General features: G+C 52.5%; 14 protein-coding genes and 2 pseudogenes. 8 read left to right on the top strand and 8 right to left on the bottom strand.

The window, feature by feature from the left end; all coding sequences use genetic code 11:
• Positions 1-42 precede the first annotated feature (42 nt).
• Both sthA and QU606_RS07730 read right to left on the bottom strand, forming a co-directional pair.
• Positions 43-1,437, bottom strand: coding sequence for a Si-specific NAD(P)(+) transhydrogenase (sthA, locus tag QU606_RS07735; RefSeq protein WP_008438029.1), 1,395 nt, complete (start codon positions 1,435-1,437; stop codon positions 43-45).
• Positions 1,438-1,500: 63 nt separating this feature from the next.
• Complete coding sequence (locus tag QU606_RS07730; protein WP_263233635.1) at positions 1,501-3,579, bottom strand: S1 RNA-binding domain-containing protein; 2,079 nt, start codon at positions 3,577-3,579, stop codon at positions 1,501-1,503.
• Positions 3,580-4,252: 673 nt separating this feature from the next.
• Between QU606_RS07730 and QU606_RS07725 the strand changes: the two genes are divergently transcribed.
• Entirely contained in the window at positions 4,253-5,458 is a 1,206-nt protein-coding gene (locus QU606_RS07725) for an MFS transporter (RefSeq protein WP_008438027.1), read from the top strand.
• A gap of 111 nt (positions 5,459-5,569) precedes the next feature.
• Here QU606_RS07725 and QU606_RS07720 read toward each other — a convergent pair whose 3' ends face one another.
• Both QU606_RS07720 and QU606_RS07715 read right to left on the bottom strand, forming a co-directional pair.
• Positions 5,570-6,421: a universal stress protein gene (locus QU606_RS07720; protein WP_008438026.1), complete on the bottom strand. Its 852-nt coding sequence runs from the start codon at positions 6,419-6,421 to the stop codon at positions 5,570-5,572.
• Positions 6,422-6,432: 11 nt separating this feature from the next.
• Positions 6,433-7,920: a SulP family inorganic anion transporter gene (locus QU606_RS07715; RefSeq protein WP_008438025.1), complete on the bottom strand. Its 1,488-nt coding sequence runs from the start codon at positions 7,918-7,920 to the stop codon at positions 6,433-6,435.
• Positions 7,921-8,445: 525 nt separating this feature from the next.
• Here QU606_RS07715 and QU606_RS07710 point away from each other — a divergent pair.
• From QU606_RS07710 to QU606_RS07700, 3 genes and pseudogenes are all read left to right on the top strand, one after another.
• Positions 8,446-8,565 (top strand): annotated as a pseudogene (locus tag QU606_RS07710) (DUF4113 domain-containing protein); the annotation flags it as partial.
• A gap of 163 nt (positions 8,566-8,728) precedes the next feature.
• Positions 8,729-9,693 (top strand): annotated as a pseudogene (locus QU606_RS07705) (DUF4113 domain-containing protein); the annotation flags it as partial.
• Positions 9,694-9,869: 176 nt separating this feature from the next.
• Entirely contained in the window at positions 9,870-10,556 is a 687-nt protein-coding gene (locus QU606_RS07700; protein ID WP_304998269.1) for a hypothetical protein, read from the top strand.
• Positions 10,557-10,610: 54 nt separating this feature from the next.
• On the opposite strand, the gene QU606_RS07695 is transcribed toward QU606_RS07700, so the two are convergent.
• Both QU606_RS07695 and QU606_RS07690 read right to left on the bottom strand, forming a co-directional pair.
• Positions 10,611-11,126, bottom strand: coding sequence for a hypothetical protein (locus QU606_RS07695; protein WP_304998268.1), 516 nt, complete (start codon positions 11,124-11,126; stop codon positions 10,611-10,613).
• 125 nt (positions 11,127-11,251) lie between these two features.
• Positions 11,252-12,175: a hypothetical protein gene (locus QU606_RS07690; RefSeq protein ID WP_304998267.1), complete on the bottom strand. Its 924-nt coding sequence runs from the start codon at positions 12,173-12,175 to the stop codon at positions 11,252-11,254.
• A gap of 729 nt (positions 12,176-12,904) precedes the next feature.
• On the opposite strand from QU606_RS07690, the gene QU606_RS07685 reads away from it, so the two are divergent.
• A complete protein-coding gene (locus QU606_RS07685) occupies positions 12,905-13,234 on the top strand; it encodes a DUF6124 family protein (RefSeq protein WP_168233450.1) in 330 nt (109 codons plus the stop codon).
• A gap of 107 nt (positions 13,235-13,341) precedes the next feature.
• On the top strand, positions 13,342-13,563 hold the full coding sequence (locus tag QU606_RS07680; RefSeq protein WP_024074119.1) for a hypothetical protein: 222 nt from the start codon (positions 13,342-13,344) through the stop codon (positions 13,561-13,563).
• Between the two features lie 100 nt (positions 13,564-13,663).
• Here the strand turns inward: QU606_RS07680 and QU606_RS07675 are convergent, their stop codons facing one another.
• Positions 13,664-14,851, bottom strand: a complete 1,188-nt coding sequence (locus QU606_RS07675) for an MFS transporter (RefSeq protein ID WP_304998266.1) — start codon at positions 14,849-14,851, stop codon at positions 13,664-13,666.
• Positions 14,852-15,345: 494 nt separating this feature from the next.
• Here QU606_RS07675 and mqo point away from each other — a divergent pair, with 494 nt between their 5' ends.
• The gene (mqo, locus tag QU606_RS07670; RefSeq protein ID WP_102624384.1) at positions 15,346-16,992 is read left to right on the top strand and encodes a malate dehydrogenase (quinone); all 1,647 of its coding nucleotides are present in this window, start codon (positions 15,346-15,348) and stop codon (positions 16,990-16,992) included.
• A 77-nt stretch (positions 16,993-17,069) separates the two neighbouring features.
• Here mqo and QU606_RS07665 read toward each other — a convergent pair whose 3' ends face one another.
• On the bottom strand, positions 17,070-17,741 hold the full coding sequence (locus tag QU606_RS07665) for an NADPH-dependent F420 reductase (protein WP_304998265.1): 672 nt from the start codon (positions 17,739-17,741) through the stop codon (positions 17,070-17,072).
• Positions 17,742-17,840: 99 nt separating this feature from the next.
• On the opposite strand from QU606_RS07665, the gene QU606_RS07660 reads away from it, so the two are divergent.
• Positions 17,841-18,737, top strand: a complete 897-nt coding sequence (locus tag QU606_RS07660; RefSeq protein ID WP_102624383.1) for a LysR family transcriptional regulator — start codon at positions 17,841-17,843, stop codon at positions 18,735-18,737.
• Positions 18,738-18,897 lie beyond the last annotated feature (160 nt).

Below are 18,897 nucleotides of genomic sequence, written 5' to 3'. Positions count from 1 at the left end.
CAAATCTCTTTATTAGATTTTCTAGAGCTCCACATGAAACAATTAAAAAAGCCTACTGAGTCCGTCGAACGCGGCGACTCGATAAGCCTCTGCCATGGTCGGATAATTGAAAGTCGTATTTACGAAGTATTTTAAAGTATTTGCGGAGTCTCTTTGATTCATTATCGCCTGTCCAATATGAACGATTTCTGCTGCTTGATAGCCAAAGCAATGTACACCTACTAACTCCAAGGTATCACGATGAAATAGAATTTTTAGCATGCCTACTGGCTCAACGGAAATTTGTGCTCGTGCCATAGACTTGAAAAAGGCTTTACCTACTTCATAAGGTATTTTGGCGTCAGTTAGCTCTCGTTCAGTTTTTCCTACAGAGCTAATCTCGGGTATGGTATAGATCCCTGTAGGCACGTCATTAACAAACCTCCAACTTCCGCTTTCAATCAGATTTTCAGCTGCTGACCGTCCTTGGTCATACGCCGCACTAGCGAGACTAGGCCAACCAATCACATCCCCGGCAGCAAAGACATTCGGGACTTCGGTACGATAGTCTTGGTCAACTCGAATTTGACCACGGCTGTTGGATTCAATCCCGATATTCTCGAGCATGAGATCTTCGGTATTTCCTGAGCGTCCGTTACACCATAGCAACGCGTCCGCTTTGATTTTTTTCCCGGATTTCAAATGCAGGATTACGGAGCCATCAAGTACCTCGATGCTCTCGTACTCCTCGTTGTGTCGAATTACAACGTTATTATTCCGAAGATGGTAGCTAAGAGCATCTGAAATTTCATCGTCTAGAAAACTGAGCAGTTGTTCGCGATTGTCAATTAAGTCAACCATAACTCCTAGCCCACTAAATATTGACGCATATTCACACCCAATCACTCCCGCGCCATAAATAATAAGCTTTCGCGGCGTGTGATTGAGACTCAGAATTGTATCGCTGTCGTATATTCGCGCGTGGGAGAAATCCACATCTGCCGGACGGTAGGGGCGAGACCCTGTGGCTATCACAATTTTCTTCGCTATAAGCGTCTCTACCTCCCCTCCAGCGCAAATTATATTTAAAGTTTGTTCGTCTGCAAAACTAGCTTTGCCAAAGAAGGTATCGACCCGATTGCGAGCGTAATTGCTCGTGCGTGATGTAACTTGTTTATTTATGACTTGTTCCGCACTTTTTAATACGTCTGGAAATGAGAACCAGCGTGGCTCCCCGATTTCTCTAAACATTGGATTGTTGTTGAACTGCATTATTTGGCGAACGGAATGTCGTAAAGCTTTTGAAGGAATAGTTCCAAGGTGGGTACAGTTTCCACCAACTTGAGGACGACTATCCACAACGGCAACCTTGCGGCCATTTTTTGCGGAATTCATGGCAGCACCTTCTCCCGCCGGGCCTGACCCGATAATGACAACATCATAACTGTAAATTGCCACCAAACCTCCTCAATAAAACATACGACTTTTAAATTATTTTTATAGTAATCATCCATGAAAATATTAGTATCTGCTATTGCCAGTGTTCTCATGATGTAACGCCTTGACAGATAGTTGTCCTTGACCATTATGATTGACTGATTCGCACACTACACGAATGCATTCGCCTATCTTGAATTGTTCTCTCACTGGGAGATGAGCATTCAATAATTGCTCACGAGGGAGGAAACCGTCGCGTCCAGGAGACAAATTGATCAATAAACCATTCTCCTGTATACCGCTCACCACGCCCTCAAAAACCTGACCCGGCTTAAGCGGCTTGAGAGTTTTTTGGATTGCGATTATTGCATTTTGCAAACTGTTATCATTACTTGCACTTACTCGAACGGTTCCGTCTGGAAAAACTTCGACATTACTATAAGTTTGCTGACAGATCGCTTTTACAACGCTGCCACCACGGCCTACTAATTGCCCAGTCTTACGTGAGGATATCTTCAGAATCTGTACTCTAGGCGCGAATTTACTCAGTTCTTTCGGAGTGCCAATAGACTCTTCCATAAGTGCAATCAACGAAAAGCGTGCCTGCTTGGCTTGACTCAATAAATCCTGCAATATTTCTCTTGTGAGAAGAGTTTCGCTTCGCAAATCAATGCCAGCAATACCAGTCATGGTTCCAGCGACGGTGGCAACGACATTACAAGAAGCTTTTTCGAGATCGTCGGGATCAATCAGCGGTATAAGTTGCGAGGGCGAACAAATCACACCTACCTCTACTGCGCCGACTACAGAAAATAGCGGAACTCCTGCATCTAACATAGATAGCATTGCCGCGCACAAAATCTCATCCGGTGAACTTGAGTGCATTCCTACTTGTTCTACATCTACTTGGATTACGTAGGGGAATATATCTAATTTTGGCACTACGGATCTCAAGGTGTCGGCTACCCAGCGACCGGTATCTAGAGCACGTGTAGGGCTTTGGCATCCAGCGCCTGTATCATCCGCAAAGCTATGAATGTGCACATTAAAGCTATTCTTTTCTTCAACGTATTGACCATTTAAGGAAGAGTGGTCTCTACCCAAGGTCGTGAGTGCAATCGCGCAGTGATCTCCAACCGTATAACTCGCAGATCCATGCGTTCTCGGAAACAGGTGCGCCTTAACCTTTCTCGTATGAAGCCTGGTAGGCTCATGAACATCACTTGATGATGCTATTTTTAAATAGTGTTCCCTGAGAGTCTCTTGTACGCATTGGCAGAAATAAACGGCTACTATATTTTTTCGGCTTTCATCGATTTCGTTAATGCAGATCGCTATCTCCACCGCCTTTTGTAAGTTGCTCAGCTGACTCGACAGATCTTTTTTTTCAACTTCCTGGAAAATCTTCTTCAGTGATGTTTTAGCGAGAGCTGCAATTTTTCTTTTCAGTGGTGTTTTGACAGTTTTCGTAAAATGCGTATTGCTGGTTGAGTGCTCTATGATCCATTCTTTTATCGAATTGCTTACTCTGCGAATTTCACTCTGCCCAAACTCAATTGCACAAATCAGCTCTGATTCGTCAAGTTCATTGGCATTTCCGCGCACTTGACTGGTTTGTGAAGAGCTTCCGTAAATCCACAGGTCGCATTGCGACTTTTCAATCGTGCTATTACTAGGATTAGTACAGAAAGCGCCATTTATTTTCGCTAAACGCGCCAGAACTATAGGGTCTGCCTGCGGCGTTAAGGTAATTCCTAGCGCGCAACTTGCTGCAATGACACCAGCGACAATCGGCTCGACTTGAGGGTCACGTGAAAAGACCAGCAGGTTTAGCTCTATTCTTAACTCGTGATTATCGGGAAGGGTGCCGTTCAGCATTGACTGGAGCTCTAGAAGTCTGCTCCGATCCGCATTGTTTAGTTCTGCTTGTTGAATTTTTGAGTCATCGGAAATTTGGCCACGCGCATAGCTTCGCTCAACAAACGAAATAACTAAGCCTGGTGGGCGAGACTGAAAAGAAGGGGGGTGCACATGACAAGTTGCCAGGACGGCGCTCTGTCCAACATGAACCAGCACTGAAGAACCAGTATATTCAGCACTAGATCCGAAATCAATAACAACCGGATGTCTGCCAAAACTAAAACGCTTGATAGAACCGCTCATAGATATCCTCTCGCAAACCAAGAATTGAAGGGCTTGGGCGAGGTGACGCTATGGCGCTTTATGCTCCGCTAGAGAGCTTTTAGTAAAGATATACATTGGTGTCTGCCATTCTTTTGCAGGTAGTTTGATTTTTCTGACAGCTGTGACTATACGCCACAAAGGTAATGGTGACAATTTAAAAGGTGGTTGCAGGGGAGCCCCCGAAATGAAATATTGATATAACCTATTGATTTAAAAGCTTTTATTATTTTCTAGTTGGCAGGATTTCTACGCATTGCCCGGAAGGCAGAGTCTCTCCTCATGGCCGATGATAGAGATCTATTATTCATTCTATGAATTGCTCTATCCCCTTCAACTCCACCTCGAAACTCATTATAATTATAGTTGTGCAGCGTACTTTGCTTTTTCTCTAACATTTCGCTCCTGTCGTGGTCTGAGTTGAGTTGGCCGCTTCCGTTTCGGTTTTCAACTGCTGCGAGGTTTTAGGTTGAATGCACTGTTTATTTTACCTTGGCGGTTTTGAAAATTCATTTACGCGATAGATGCGGTACTAGCTTTAGCCTTCGTCGCTTTGTGATAATTATTCATGGGCGGGCGGAGTGTAAAGATACTATTTGTGCTCAGGTGATTTTATGATGCAAGGCCTTGCGAGAAATAGAATGCGAGATATATGATGTATAAATATTTAAAATTTGTCAGATTAAATTGGAATGGTCTTTTATTTGGTGCCATTCTCATGGCCACCTCTAGCTTTGGGCAAACTTATTTTGTCGCGATTTATAGCGGCAGTTTTAGAGATTTTTTTTCGCTTTCCGATGGAGAGCTTGGTGCTATATACGCAGTGGCCACACTTTTAAGCGCGTTAACCCTGCCCTGGGTCGGGCGCCTAATAGACCGAACGTCACTATTTCGCTATACCCTTTTCGTCGCCATTGGCCTTGTATTGGCATCGTTAGTTACTGCTGCCAGTGTGGGGATTATAACTCTAGGAATTGGCTTTTATTTATTGCGATTGAGCGGTCAAGGGTTAATGGTTCATACCGCTATGACTGCAACAGCTAGGAAATTTCCAATTGATGCAGGAAAAGCACTTGGTCTGATTGCTTTGGGGTTAGCACTAGCTCAAGCGCTAATGCCATTGGCAGCGGTAGGAATGATTGATGCAATCGGGTGGCGCTGGGCATGGATCGTGAACGCCGTGGTCGTCGCAGCGATAATGGCTTTTGCCTTAAGACTAATTCCTACCACTATTTCCATACAAAAAAAAGAAAGCAATAGAACCACTGCCCCCCCCATCAATCTTAGGTTATGGCGAGATCCACGAATTCTACTGACATTGCCAATTATTTTGGCCTCACCTTTTATTACGACTGGGTTCTTCTTTCATCAGGCTCGGCTGTCCGAAGAGATGAACTGGAGTATCGCTTGGGTTGCAGGGTGGTTTGTTGTTTATGCACTTACTCAAGCCTTATCTTTGATAGTTTCTGGCCCAATATTGGATCGTTATGGCCCAGTGCGAATTCTGCCCTTTTTCATGGCGCCGCAAGGTATAGCGATGGTGATGTTGTACTTGTCTAGTTCTGTATGGATAGCTCCTCTATACCTAGTATTGACGGGAGTCTCTTCAGCAGTCGCGTCAACATTATCTACAGCTTTGTGGATGCAATTGTATGGTCAAGGGCAGCTAGGCCGAATCAGATCTTTGGTTGGAGCTTGGAGCGTAGTCGCTAGTGGTGCTTCACCTGTAATCATGGGTGTACTTATCGATCAGGGTATTACTCTTAGGCTTCAAGCGCTGGGTTGCCTCGCATTTATTTTGATTGCCAGTTTGCTTTCCACTAAAGCGTTATTTTTAGAGCGCGCAGATTATCAATATTAACAAAATCTAATATTTTAGATAACAGGATCTAATTCTGCGCGCTAGTGCGGGCTTCACATGCTGATCATGGAATTTCTCATTTGTAAGAAACTCCACGACCCAGGATCGATCTTAGCGAAGCAATAGCACCGGTATAGTTGCCGTTCGCAACATTGTTGTAGTTGTGCTGCCTACCAGAAACTGCCGGATGCGTGAATGCCCATACGCCCCCATGACAAGGAGGTCAATGGCGTGCTCGGCTTGATAAGCATGCAGAACTGTCTCTACCTCGCCTGGTCGAATCTCGGCTTGAACCATCAGGCCGGACGAGGCAAGTGCACTTCGTGCATTCTCAAGCTCGCTCTGGTTGTCTTGAGAGTCTGCTCCGACCATAACGATATGAATCGTCAGGCCTTCGCACAGTGGGCTTGCAGCAAGCATTTGCACGGTTTTATGGGCGGTGGGGCTGCCGTCAAATGCGAGCATAACCTTTTCGGTTTTTTTAAACTGACTGGTTGTAATTAGGATGGGCCGATGGATTGTTCGGACAACAGCTTCAATCTGGCTTCCAAGACTGTGAGCGTTGTGTTTGCTGTCTTCACCCACTCTCCCGATAACCAGCAGTCGTATATCGTCCTGAAGGTCGCTCAGGCTTTCGACAAGGTGACCGTGTCGCTGCTTCATGTCAGGCGCGATAGCGCCGGAGATGACAGTCCGCTCGCGAGCCTTTTCAAGCATATGTTGCCCTTGCTCCAAAGCGAGCTTGGCACGTTGGGCGTCCAGCGTGGCCAGTTCCTCCAGTAGATGCTCTCTACTCCCGAGACCGATATTGCCGCTGAGGTCAGCGGATGCCGGGTATTTTTCTTTATCCAATACATGGAGCAAGGTCAGAGGGGCATTGAGTTGTTGCGACGCCCATGCTGCGTAGTCGCAGACTGCTAATGAGGATTGTGAGTTATCAATGCATGCCATAACGTGGGTCATTGTCTTTCTCCTTAGTGGCTCATGAGCTTGTCGATAGCGCCAGGTTTGTCATGAACGCCAAAGCGGTCAACGATTGTCGCGCTGGCCTCATTCAGACCCAGCACTTCAACCTCGGCGCCCTCGCGACGGAACTTGATCACCACTTTATCCAGCGCTGCGACAGCGGTGATATCCCAGAAATGCGCCTGTGTAAGATCGATGGTGACCTTGTTGAGTGCTTCCTTGAAGTCAAAGACTTCAGTGAACTTGTCCGCAGAGCTAAAGAACACCTGGCCCACGACGTGGTAAGTCCGATGTGACTCCGCCTCTTTAAGCGCGCTCTTGATATCCAGGTAGTGTCCGACCTTGTTTGCAAAGAACAGTGCAGCCAGAAGCACGCCAACCAATACCCCGTAAGCTAGGTTATGCGTTGCCACGACCACCACGACGGTCGCGACCATGACGAGATTGGTCGACAGCGGGTGCTCTTTTAAGTTACGCAGCGAATCCCAGCTGAAGGTGCCGATGGAGACCATGATCATCACGGCGACGAGTGCTGCCATTGGTATCTTGGAGAGCCATTCGCCTAGGAACACCACCATCAATAGTAAAAAGATGCCGGCGCACAGTGTAGACAGCCGGGTGCGGCCACCAGATTTCACGTTGATGATCGACTGGCCGATCATCGCGCAACCCGCCATTCCGCCGAGCATGCCTGCGGCGATGTTGGCCACACCCTGACCTTTGCACTCGCGGTTTTTGTTGCTGGTGGTATCGGTTAGATCGTCGACGATGGTGGCGGTCATCATTGACTCGAGTAGACCCACTACGGCCAAGGCAGCCGAGTACGGGAATATGATGCGCAGGGTTTCAAAGTTCAGCGGGACTTCTGGCCACAAGAAGATTGGCAGCGTGTCAGGCAATTGGCCCATGTCGCCCACAGTGCGGATATCCAGGCCCAGGTAAATCGCGATAGCAGTGAGGGTCAGAATGCACACCAGTGGCGACGGAATCAGCTTGCCGATCTTAGGCACATACGGGAACAAGTAGATGATTCCTAGGCCTGCTAAGGTCATGGCATAAACATGCCAGGTGACGTTGGTGAGCTCAGGTAATTGAGCCATGAAAATCAGGATCGCCAATGCGTTTACGAAACCGGTGACTACCGACCGTGAAACGAACCGCATCAACGAGCCAAGCTTCAGGTAGCCGGCAAGGATTTGAAGTACGCCACATAGAAGGGTCGCGGCCAGCAGATACTGAAGTCCGTGATCTTTTACCAATGTGACCATCAGGAGTGCCATCGCCCCGGTAGCTGCCGAGATCATGCCAGGTCGACCGCCGACGAACGCGATGACAGCACAGATACAGAAGGAGGCGTAGAGACCGACCTTAGGGTCGACGCCTGCGATGATGGAAAAGGCGATGGCTTCCGGGATCAGCGCAAGCGCGACCACTATCCCCGCGAGCACGTCTCCACGGATGTTGGAAAACCAAGTTTCTTTGAGTGTTTGCAGCATATAAATATCCAAGGCAATGCACCACATGCGGGCCGGGCGAATGGCGAGCATGTCGATACGATTCAATTGTGAAGGTTGTTCGAGAGTGCTTTGGGTGTAAAAACCGGGCACACAGAATACGCAGCCGCGAGCGAAGCCAGCGGAGCGAGGCGTTGCGAGGGGGCGTAGCGCTAAGGCGGCGTAGGCTGCCAGTAGATCGTTTGGAGTACAGTCATGCTGGTGTTCCTGTAGCTCAAGGAGTATGCGAAACCAGAGTATACAGTGAAGCTGTCGTTGATTGCGACCCGCCGCGAGCGCTGTACGAGCGACGTCTGAAAAGTGCTTGCCGGGGGTAGGCTGTTTCATTTGTATCGGAGGCCTAGACCGATCACTCCCACTGCAGAAGGAGGAGTCCAAAACAGTTAGAGGTTTTTGACACCAAGCGAAGGCCCACTCGGATCACAACCGCAATGTCGGTCGATGGTCAGGTGTTACGCAAATAGGCGGTCAAGTCGAATGCAAATGGGTGGTCAAGTCCATGCAATCACGGAGCGGACTGCCAGCGTCCCTGTATCACCTGAATGGGGTATGAGGAGAGAGCTTAAGAGCCCCAGTTATACAACCAGGTTGGATGAGCTTCGGACTGTTGGATCGGGCTCATCTTGATCACGCTAACTTTCGTCGCCACAAAATTCGCGTATTTGCCATGGACACCACGTGATCCATTTCTGTGAAAAATGCGTGCGGTCTATGGACATCAGATACCTAATTTAAACCCTCACAAATATTCATCCAAATCGATGTCCATGGGTTGACATCTTTCCTTTACATCGACGAGGCGTTCGCTGACCTGACTGGTATCGGTGGGTTGGATGCCTTGGGCCGGCAGATTCGCTCCCAGGTGCTTCGCGGCACTGGTATCTCTGTCGGTGTTGGTATCGCGCACACCAAAACTCTGGCGAAGCTAGCAAACCACACCGCGAAGCGCCTGCAGTCCCAAACCGGTGGGGTGGTCAACATCACCGATCCGGTCAAGCGTGACTGGGTGCTACGCAATACGGACGTGGCGGAAGTGTGGGGCGTTGGCCGCAAGATGAAACTCCATCTTGATGCCATGGGTATCAAGTCGGCTATGGACCTGGCTAAGGCTGATCCGTGGACGCTCCGTAAGAAGTTCAGCATTGTGATCGAGAAGACGGCAAGAGAGCTGGGCGGCACGCCTTGTCTGGAGCTGGATGAGCCGGATCCGCCAAAGCAGGAGATCTGCTGCAGCCGCATGTTCGGCAAGAGGCTAACAGAGCTGCGGCCCATCAAGGAGGCGGTGGCCACCTACATGATGCGTGCCTCTGAGAAGCTCCGCTCTCAGAACTCGCTGTGCAAGAAGGTGCGTGTGTGTATCCGTACTGGCATGTTCAATCCGGAGGAGGCGAAGTATGCAATGGGGTGGTAGTGGATATGCCGTATCCCACTGACGATGTGCGGCTGCTTACTCAGGCGGCGGTGGGGGCGCTTGATCGGATATTTCGTCCAGGCTTTAAGTACAGTAAGGCAGAGGTGATGTTGCTCAACCTCTGCCAGCAAGGTGAGTACACCGACGATCTATTTGCTACATAACAGCCGGGGGAGGCGACCCGGGTGATGACAGTCATGGACCAGATCAATGAGCGATGGGGTAGGGGGACGTTGCGCTCAGCCTGTGTGCCGGCTGATCCTGATTGGGGCATGCGTCGCGAGATGATGAGCCAAAGTTATACCACGAAGCTGGATCAGCTATGGTCGGTAGCGTGCATCTGATGGGTATTCGGGGTCAGTGCCAGTTCTGTATGGACCCTTTCAAATCGTGAATGTGTCTATGATGGCAGTCTGATTCAAATGTGTTGTGTTCGTCTGCATACTCATGCCACATTGAACCTCTACTAAAGATACCTGTTAGTACTTTTTTCAATGGGACTGTCATAAAAGGAATGAGTATGGCTGTACATCTAGATGAAGCTGAAAAACAAATACTTGGTGCACTGTTAGTGGATTTTTCAAGTCGCGGTCTAAATGCTGAAAAATTGAGTTCCGGGTACGAGGGGCCGCAAGTTTCTGCTTTGGTAGCCGCCATCTGTGATGGAAGTGAGATTACTCAAGTTGATTTTGATATTGCATTTGCAGATCTTGAAAAAAAGAGACTGATAAGTACAGGGCCTTACGCAGTTATTGATAATCCGCCTGATAGAGGAATAATATTCATAGGTGGCTACAGTAAGCGAGAGTACGCGGGATTGACAGAGCTTGGTTATAAGACCGCTCGAAAGGCACCAAATCGACCAGGTACTGCTCAGCGCACTGTGAATAATGTCAACATTTCTGGTGGGAATTTCACTAATTTTCAGCTTGCGGCTGGCAATGGTTCAGTTCAAAAAATGGATGTAGCTGCAGGTGTGGATAGCGAGGTCTTACTGAAACTGATTGGTATTCTAGAGGGGCAGGGAATAACAGTTACTCCGGAAAAGCGTGCAGATTTAATTTCTGCTATTGAAGAGGCTAATGAAGGTAATGGTAAAGAAGCTAAGAGCTTACTTGAAAAAATATGCGGCCCCGCATGGTTAGGTATGCAACCTGTTATCTGGCCGGTTCTCGGGGAGATTGTTAAGAAAAGCTTAGGTCTTTAGATCTTTCCTGATGGAGCGCTAAATTTGCTTGATGCTAGCGAAAAGCGCTCCAAGTTATCTCGCTGATTTTTCCGGTAGCCTCGGGGGGATCTCACCAGTCAATGCTATAGTTTCAAAGCATGCAAGATATGAGAGGGTCCCTACAATTGCCGCGTAAAGAGCAGTGTTTGTATCTTCCTTTGAAGTGTTTGTTTTGTAGGGGGTTGGTGCGAAGGAAAGAAATTTTTGAATTTTTGCTTCCAGTTTTTTTGGTTCCAAGGAATGAGCAAGTTCATTTCTCAAGGAGTTTAAAGCACCAAGCATTTCCCAGACGCTTTCAGGAAGAATGAGGCCATTTTCATGGGTGTTTCCGATCAGGGCGTACGCTAGTTTTGTCTTTAAGAAAAACCCGATTTCGACACGGTCGAGCGCTTCAGGGTGTTTGCATTTGGCTCTAATCAGATTGTCAAGAATTTCCTCCGCAAGAAGATGACCTTTAAGTACTATCAGCGTCGGATCGTCTGACAACGGTAAGTGAGCATCGAATCGTTTGAAGCGTGCTTGTGCTTCCAGTGGAAGATCTTTGTTCATGTTAATTGCCATATGTTTTCATGTTGACTATTGGAGTGGTTTATACGGCCCGTCAGTCGATTTCATGTTGCCTACTACCGTGAATTACTTGAGCCGAGCTGGACGCTTCCATCAAAGCTAGCCCATCAGTTCGGTAATTGCTCCTCACCGCACGTACAGCAGCGATTGTAATCATCGCTGATGACGTTGCCCTTACACCCTGCCTCAGAGCAATGCTCCCGGCTTACTAAGTGCGTGTCATTACAGACGAAGCACCACAGGGTAGTGGATGTGGGCTTGTTAGGTTTTAGTACAGCATAGTTAGGTACGGGGCCGTCGAGCTTTGCAGACTCGTAGCTGCAAAACGGGCAGATATATTTGCGGACAGCTGCAGCAACGTTGAAGAATCGCTCGCGCTCAGACTTGGAAAGCAGGTTGTAAACTGCCAAGCACTCTCGGACTAGAGCGCCATCAATGTGATCGTTGTCGAAATAAACATGAACGTCTGGTGCTGAGAGTAGGAATTCCTTGCGAGCCATTACCCAGCTTTGATCAGGAAATAGGTGCTCGTGTGCTTCGAGAATGATCAAAATTACTTCTTTGGGCGAGATTCGAAGCTTCGCATTTACTGAATGCATGGCTGAGTTTCGAACCTTTCGAACTCGATCGAATAAATCCACGAATTTTGGGTCGAAAGGCTTAGGGCTCACCATGTTATAAGCTTTGATTAGATCCTGAGCATCGATGGTCTTAAATTCGGAGAACTCGATGCCATTACCGGTCTTGTCCTTAGGCCAATCTGAAGGAGACCCGAGCAGCAAGTATGGACTGAAGGCTACGAGCTTACCTTTGATAGCGAGTTCGACGCCCTGCTGAGCAATGATAAGTGAAGTCAGAATCCGTTGCCGGGCGGCTTCCCAAAACTGCGCCTCGTCGTCTTGGTCCACTTCGATGTACTGACCTGCTTCATCCAGTGCCGTCATAAATGAAATGACGATATCCCAAGCGAAATCGAACTGCGCGTAGGCTGCCGACGAGAACTCATCGCTTGTTGGAATTTCTGTGATCATCTGGACCTACCTCGTTTTTTAGAGCCGAGGGTATAAGAGTGCGGCGGAGTGGGCAACGCGATTGAAGGCCGGCACGATTTTAAATGTCGTCGTATCAATCCTGCATGTGTCGCAGGCTCCTTCGTGAAGGCTCCATGGCAGGATTTTTCAAAGTCGGAATATTGAAGTCGATACCGATGAATCATGAGCTTCCGCTGGGCGAATAGTGGCCTGTTAAAAATGCTGAATTGCCTTTCGTTGAGATTGCCAGGCTCGACTATGAACGCCAGTGCCTTAGCAGCGAACTGGGAAAGGTTATTGCTTAGAAATTGCTACAAGAGAAACAATCGGACCTCTTTTGATCAAGCTAATTAGAGGTTATGGGAGGTAGTACACCCAATCCATCACCGGTACGACAGATAAGCGATAAAGTTATCTCCGGGACCAAGCCAAAATCTCTAGGAAATATCCCACACTTTTCTCGGCTTGCCCCTCAGACCACCCATAGCTAACCTCCTCAAGCCGCTGACAACCCAGCGGCCGGATGTGGAAGTCCGTACCAAGCTAAGACGCAATCGCCCATAAACCGCTACCGGCGTTTTTTTACGTCTGTATTATGTGTTTCGGCGGCTGTGCGCGGGGCACTTCGGTGCGCCGGGTCCTTAGCCCTGGTCTTCCACACCTGCGTACAGCTGCCACCCTCATGTGGAAGTGAGTTTGGCAGTTCCTGAATAGTTAAGGAGCTCCGCCATGTACAAGGTCACACCTAACCCGCCACATGCTTCAAACGCTGCACCAGCCGAGCAACCCACTGGCAACGTCTTCCTCGTCAGCCCCAACATCGACTCCGAAACGCTCCTGGCCAACGCCGCCGAAAACCTTGCGTCCGCCAACCAAATGGCCGCAACCCTGGCTTTCGACCTTGATGAACCCCATCGCGCCATCGCCCTGGGCATCCAGCAGCTAATCGACCTGAGCGCTCTACTCGTCAGCCGAGCCCAGGAGCACGTCGCGCCTACCGCCAGCACGGCCACAGCCAGCCCCCCAACCCCGCCGCCTTACCCCAAGGCGGCAACCTGAACCCTCCCTGTCACCCGGTAAAGTTTCATAATTCCCTTCGCCTTTGAGGTCTACGATCGTCCCCAAGAGAGGCCCCCCGCGCCTCCAGTCCACAGGGAACTGAAAACATGATCTCGAGCCTTGTCAAAGTCGTGATGATTGCTGGCACGTTGCTGTTGGGCGCTTGCTCTTCGGGTTCGTCTGGCGTGAGCAGTGACCCTTGCTTTTCGGGCGGGTGCCAGGCGTTTGGTGACCACAGCCCCAGCAAGGCCGCGAAGATGAATTTTGGCGGCAGTGGGCTGGGGAGTAGTTATGGGGAGTATGGGTCGGGGTTGTTGCATGATGATTGATGGGGTGGTGGGTCAGGCGTTGGTGTGTTGACTGACCCACTGCTATCGGGGGCAAGCCCCCTCCCACATTCGATCTGTGGTGGGGGCAGAATTGTGGGTTTTAGTGCCCGCCCTGCATGCGCCGCGCGACCAGGTAGATACCCAGGCCGACCAGTGCCGTAGCCGCGCCGATGTAGCCAGTGCTGGTCCAGCCCAACCCTGCTGTAATCGCCATCCCGCCAAACCACGGCCCCAGTGCATTCGCCAGGTTGAACGCCGCGTGGTTCGACGCGGCAGCCAGGCTCGGTGCCTCATGGGCAATATCCATCAGGCGGATCTGCAACGGTGCGGCCAGCGACACCATGGTGCCCACCAGGCCCATGCTCAGCAGCACGCCCCATAGCGATGAGGCCGCGAAGGGGAAGAACAACAACACCGCCATCGACCACACCAGAATCCAGCCCACCGCGCGAAACTGCATGCGATCAAACAGCTTGCCGCCGGCGATGTTGCCGATAATTCCACCGACGCCAAACGCCGCCAGGCCAAATGGAATCCATTGTGGCGAGACTTTGGTCACTTCCAGCATGGTCGGCGCCAGGTAGCTGAATACGCAGAACATCCCGGCAAAACCGATGGCGCCAATCGACAGCGCCATCCACACCTGGGGTTTGGTGAAGGCGCGCAGTTCCTTGCGCGGGTCGCTGCGTTGTTCGTCGTGGCGGTGGGGGACGAATTGCCAGACCAGGGCGATGGTGAGGAGGGCTATCACGCTGACCAAGGCAAATGCAGAACGCCAGCCCAGGTGTTGGCCGAGGAAGGTCGCGATGGGGTTGCCGAGCAGCATGGCCAGGGTCAGGCCCATCATGACCCGCGCCACGGCGCCGGCGCGTTTGTCGTTGGGCACCATGCTGGAGGCGACCACGGCGGCGATGCCGAAGTAGGCGCCGTGGGGCAGGCCGCTGATGAAGCGGAAGGCGACCAGCGAGCCGAAGGTCGGGGTGAAGGCGGTGGCGAGGTTGCCCAGGGCGTACAGGCCCATCAGCAACAACAGCATATGTTTACGCAGCAGCTTGGCGCCGAGGATGGCCAGCAGCGGTGCGCCGACCATCACGCCCAGGGCGTAGGCGCTGATGGCGTGACCGACCTGGGGTTCACTCAGGTTCAAGTTGCGGGCGATGTCGGGCATCAGGCCCATGATGGCGAATTCGCCAGTACCGATCGCGAAGGCGCCCACGGCCATGGCAGCTTCCATTTTGGCGGCACTGCGCGCGGGCAGCACGTGCCCGGGTGTTTGCTGGATAGTCATGGGGTAACTCTATTGGGATGAACGGCACGAAGGACAGCCGCCGATGCTACGCAAGCAGCGATGAAGGTGTCTAGAACAGCCTTTTTTGAAAGAGTTCAGTTTGATTAAACACCCTGTGACCCCACGTCGCGCTTGCCACGCTTGACAGCGGCGCGGCAAAACCCGCGATTTAGAGCTGTCAATTGGCCAAACGACGCATAAACGCCGTTTAGCGTGATATTCTGCGCGCCATCTTGGTCTGGTCTTTCCCCGGTACGTACACCCGTATACGTCCCGGCGGTCGGCTGTCGCCCAGGTAGCTGAAGCCAATAATGATAAGAAGTCAGCGCAGAAGGGACATAAAAGTGAGGTCGATACGTCGGCCTTGTGTGCCCACCCTGCGGTCTTGAAGTGAATGCGCAAACCCCACGTTGCGTTGCCTGGCGCAGCGTGAACGAGGGTTGCCCATCATCAGGGGCAGTGGGGCGGATGGCGTTTTATCATAGGTGCTACCGATGTTTAAGAAAGTAAACACGGCCCTGCTGGGGCTGGCTTTGTCGATGGGGATCACGTCCGTTCACGCGGAAGAGGCAAAGAAAGTCGATGTGCTGCTGATCGGCGGCGGCATCATGAGTGCGACCCTGGGTGTATGGCTCAATGAGCTGGAACCAGGCTGGTCGATGGAAATGGTCGAGCGCCTCGACGGCGTCGCCGAAGAAAGCTCCAACGGCTGGAACAACGCCGGTACCGGTCACTCGGCCCTGGCTGAGCTGAACTACACCCCGGAAGACAAGAACGGCAACGTTGAGATCCCGAAAGCGGTCGAGATCAACGAAGCGTTCCAGATCTCCCGTCAGTTCTGGTCCTGGCAGGTCCAGCAGGGCGTGCTGAAGAACCCGCGTTCGTTCATCAACTCCACACCGCACATGAGCTTTGTGTGGGGCGATGACAACATCAAGTTCCTCAAGAAGCGCTACGAAGCCCTGCAGGCGAGCCCGCTGTTCGCCGGCATGCAGTACTCCGAAGACCCGGCGCAGATCGCCAAATGGGTTCCGTTGATGATGGAAGGGCGTGACCCGAACCAGAAAATCGCGGCCACCTGGACCCCGATCGGCACCGACGTGAACTTCGGCGAGATCACCCGCCAGTTCGTCGCTCACCTGCAAACCACGCCGAAGTTCGACCTGAAACTGTCGAGCGAAGTGCAGGACATCACCAAGAACGCCGACGGCTCGTGGCGTGTCAGCTACAAAAACCTGAAAGACGGCACCAAGACTGAAACCGACGCCAAGTTCGTGTTCATCGGCGCTGGCGGCGGTGCCCTGCACTTGCTGCAGAAGTCGGGCATTCCGGAAGCCAAGGAATACGCGGGCTTCCCGGTTGGCGGCTCGTTCCTGGTCACCGATAACCCGACCATTGCCGAGCAGCACCTGGCCAAGGCCTACGGTAAAGCTTCGGTTGGCGCGCCACCGATGTCGGTTCCGCACCTGGACACCCGCGTGCTGGATGGCAAGCGCGTGATCCTGTTTGGCCCATTCGCAACCTTCTCGACCAAGTTCTTGAAAGAAGGCTCGTACCTGGACCTGCTGACCAGCACCACCACCCACAACATCTGGCCAATGACCAAAGTCGGTATTCGTGAATACCCGCTGGTCGAGTACCTTGCCGGCCAACTGATGCTGTCGGATGACGACCGCTACAACGCCCTGAAAGAGTACTTCCCGAACGCCAAGAAAGAAGACTGGCGCCTGTGGCAAGCCGGTCAGCGCGTGCAGATCATCAAGCGTGACGAAGAGCAGGGCGGCGTCCTGAAACTCGGTACCGAAGTGGTCAGCTCCGCCGACAACACCATTGCCGGCCTGTTGGGTGCATCGCCAGGCGCATCGACTGCGGCGCCGATCATGCTGACCGTGCTGCAGAAAGTGTTCAAGGACAAGGTTGCGACCCCTGAGTGGCAGACAAAACTGCACCAGATCGTGCCAAGCTACGGCACCAAGCTGAACGACAGTCCTGAAGCTGTTGCCAAGGAATGGGCCTACACCGCCGGTATCCTGCAACTGACCCCACCGCCTGCGATTCCGCAACTGACTGCTCCAAAAGCCACCGAGGCTGCCAAGCCTGCGGCCGCGCCGAGCAAGCCAGCGTCTGACCTGGCGCTGTAAGCAACGCCTGATATCAGGTAACGCTTAAAAAGCCCGCTGAACCGGTAACGGTCAGCGGGCTTTTTGTGCGCGGCTGTTTAACTGTGGGTGTGCTCCCGGCTGACCGGAGGCAGTTCAACCGTGCGCTCGGCCGCGGCCAGGGCCGCCCTCAACCCGGCCTGGTCCAGCGGCACGCAATACGCCGGTTTGGCGCGCTCGAACCGCCAGCTGTCATCCAGGTTGCCGGCGTCCACGGCATCGAAGCCCAGCTCGTCGAGTAAGCCGATCACCTGGGCTTTCGCGCCAGCATCATCGGCGGCCACCGGCAATGCGCGGCGGTCAGGGGCACCGTGGGGGCGGGCATGCTCGGTCAGGTCGGTCGCGAAGATCGCATTGAACACCTTGACCACCTTCGAATGGGAAAAATGCTCGGCGAGCAGCCGGCTGGTGGTGGTTTCAAAACGGTCGAGCGCGGGGAAATGCCCGTCACGCTCGGGGTAGTAGTTATTGGGATCCAGTATTGTCTTGCCCTCCAGCCACTGCGCGGGAATGCTGCGGTAATGCTCAAACGGAATCGCCACCAGCACCACGTCCCCGAACTGCGCGGCATCTTGCGCACTGCCCACTTTGACGCCGCGAATACCGCTGAGCACGCTGCTCATGGTCTGCGGGCCACGGGAGTTGCTCAGCATCACCTCATGCCCGGCAGCTAAAGCCAGCTGGGCCAAGGCACGCCCGATAAAGCCCGCGCCAATCACGCCAATCTTCATGGTCTTGCTCCTTTTGAACAGGGGAGCCGTTATGATGATTGGCAACTGTTTGGCGATAAATAATTGTTATGGCGTGGGTGTTGTTACTGGGAGTGGGGAATGATGGACCGTCTATCCAGCATGAATGCCTTTGTGGTCGCCGCCGAGTTGGGCTCATACGCCCGCGCTGCCGAGCGCTTGAACATGTCGGCGCAGATGGTGGCCAAACACGTTGCCGCGTTGGAGCAGCGCCTGGGCGCGCGCTTGCTCAATCGCACCACGCGTCGACAAAGCCTCACCGAGTTGGGCAGCGCGTATTACGAGCGGTGCAAACATATCCTGACAGAGGCCGAGGCGGCTGATTCCCTGGCGCAGATCATGAATGACACGCCGCGTGGCAAGCTGAAAATCACCGCGCCGGTCACTTTCGGCTCCTACAGCCTGATGCCGCTGATTACCGCTTTTTTGCGCGATAACCCGCAGGTGCAAATCGACCTGCACCTCACGGATCGTTTTGTCGATTTGGTGGAGGAGGGCTATGAAGCGGCGTTTCGCATCGGCCCGCTGGCCACCACCGGTTTGACCGCCCGGCCACTGGCGCCTTACCGCCTGGTGGCCTGCGCGGCGCCGGCGTACTTGGCGGCCCGCGGCATGCCGCTGGCGCCGGCCGACCTGGAGCACCACGAATGCCTGGGCTACGCCTTCTGGTCACGCCCCGCGGATCGCGAATGGGTGTTTTACCAAGGCTCGACACCGCACACAGTGAAGGTCGCCAGCCGGTTGCAGATCAATGAAAGCCGGGCGTTGATGACAGCCGCGCTGGACGGTTTTGGCATCGTCCTGGGCCCGGAAGACTTTCTGCGCGCGGCATTGGCCAGGGGCGAGTTGGTGCAGGTGCTGCCGGACTTCGAGGCTCCCAGCCGGCCAATGCATCTGGTCTACACCGCCCACCGCCAGCGTACCGCCAAGTTGCGAGGGTTTGTCGAGGCGGTGCTGGAGCGTTTCGGCCCGGCATGAGGGCGAAGAGGTGCAAACGCCGGGGTGTTGCGGGTACGCCTGAAGCGACCGGCCGTCGCGTGCGCTTTTTGAGGCGAGTGGGTTCAGCAACCTGACAGACACCACCTGTTAAAAAAGAACCCAGGCCATGCAGGAGCGCGGCTGGAACCAGGGGGCATTT

It is taken from the genome of Pseudomonas sp. OVF7 (genome assembly GCF_030644265.1).
GTDB lineage: Bacteria > Pseudomonadota > Gammaproteobacteria > Pseudomonadales > Pseudomonadaceae > Aquipseudomonas > Aquipseudomonas gorinensis.
This window is presented reverse-complemented; position numbering and strand designations above follow the sequence as displayed.

Bases quoted from the DNA above. Each gene is read 5' to 3' on its own strand.
- QU606_RS07720 (WP_008438026.1), bottom strand. From the start codon at position 6,421: ATGACCCACGTTATGGCATGCATTGATAACTCACAATCCTCATTAGCA.
- QU606_RS07695 (WP_304998268.1), bottom strand. From the start codon at position 11,126: ATGAACAAAGATCTTCCACTGGAAGCACAAGCACGCTTCAAACGATTC.
- mqo (WP_102624384.1), top strand. From the start codon at position 15,346: ATGTTTAAGAAAGTAAACACGGCCCTGCTGGGGCTGGCTTTGTCGATG.
- QU606_RS07680 (WP_024074119.1), top strand. From the start codon at position 13,342: ATGATCTCGAGCCTTGTCAAAGTCGTGATGATTGCTGGCACGTTGCTG.
- QU606_RS07685 (WP_168233450.1), top strand. From the start codon at position 12,905: ATGTACAAGGTCACACCTAACCCGCCACATGCTTCAAACGCTGCACCA.
- QU606_RS07660 (WP_102624383.1), top strand. From the start codon at position 17,841: ATGATGGACCGTCTATCCAGCATGAATGCCTTTGTGGTCGCCGCCGAG.
- QU606_RS07725 (WP_008438027.1), top strand. From the start codon at position 4,253: ATGTATAAATATTTAAAATTTGTCAGATTAAATTGGAATGGTCTTTTA.
- QU606_RS07675 (WP_304998266.1), bottom strand. From the start codon at position 14,851: ATGACTATCCAGCAAACACCCGGGCACGTGCTGCCCGCGCGCAGTGCC.
- QU606_RS07665 (WP_304998265.1), bottom strand. From the start codon at position 17,741: ATGAAGATTGGCGTGATTGGCGCGGGCTTTATCGGGCGTGCCTTGGCC.
- QU606_RS07715 (WP_008438025.1), bottom strand. From the start codon at position 7,920: ATGCTGCAAACACTCAAAGAAACTTGGTTTTCCAACATCCGTGGAGAC.
- QU606_RS07700 (WP_304998269.1), top strand. From the start codon at position 9,870: ATGGCTGTACATCTAGATGAAGCTGAAAAACAAATACTTGGTGCACTG.
- QU606_RS07690 (WP_304998267.1), bottom strand. From the start codon at position 12,175: ATGATCACAGAAATTCCAACAAGCGATGAGTTCTCGTCGGCAGCCTAC.
- QU606_RS07730 (WP_263233635.1), bottom strand. From the start codon at position 3,579: ATGAGCGGTTCTATCAAGCGTTTTAGTTTTGGCAGACATCCGGTTGTT.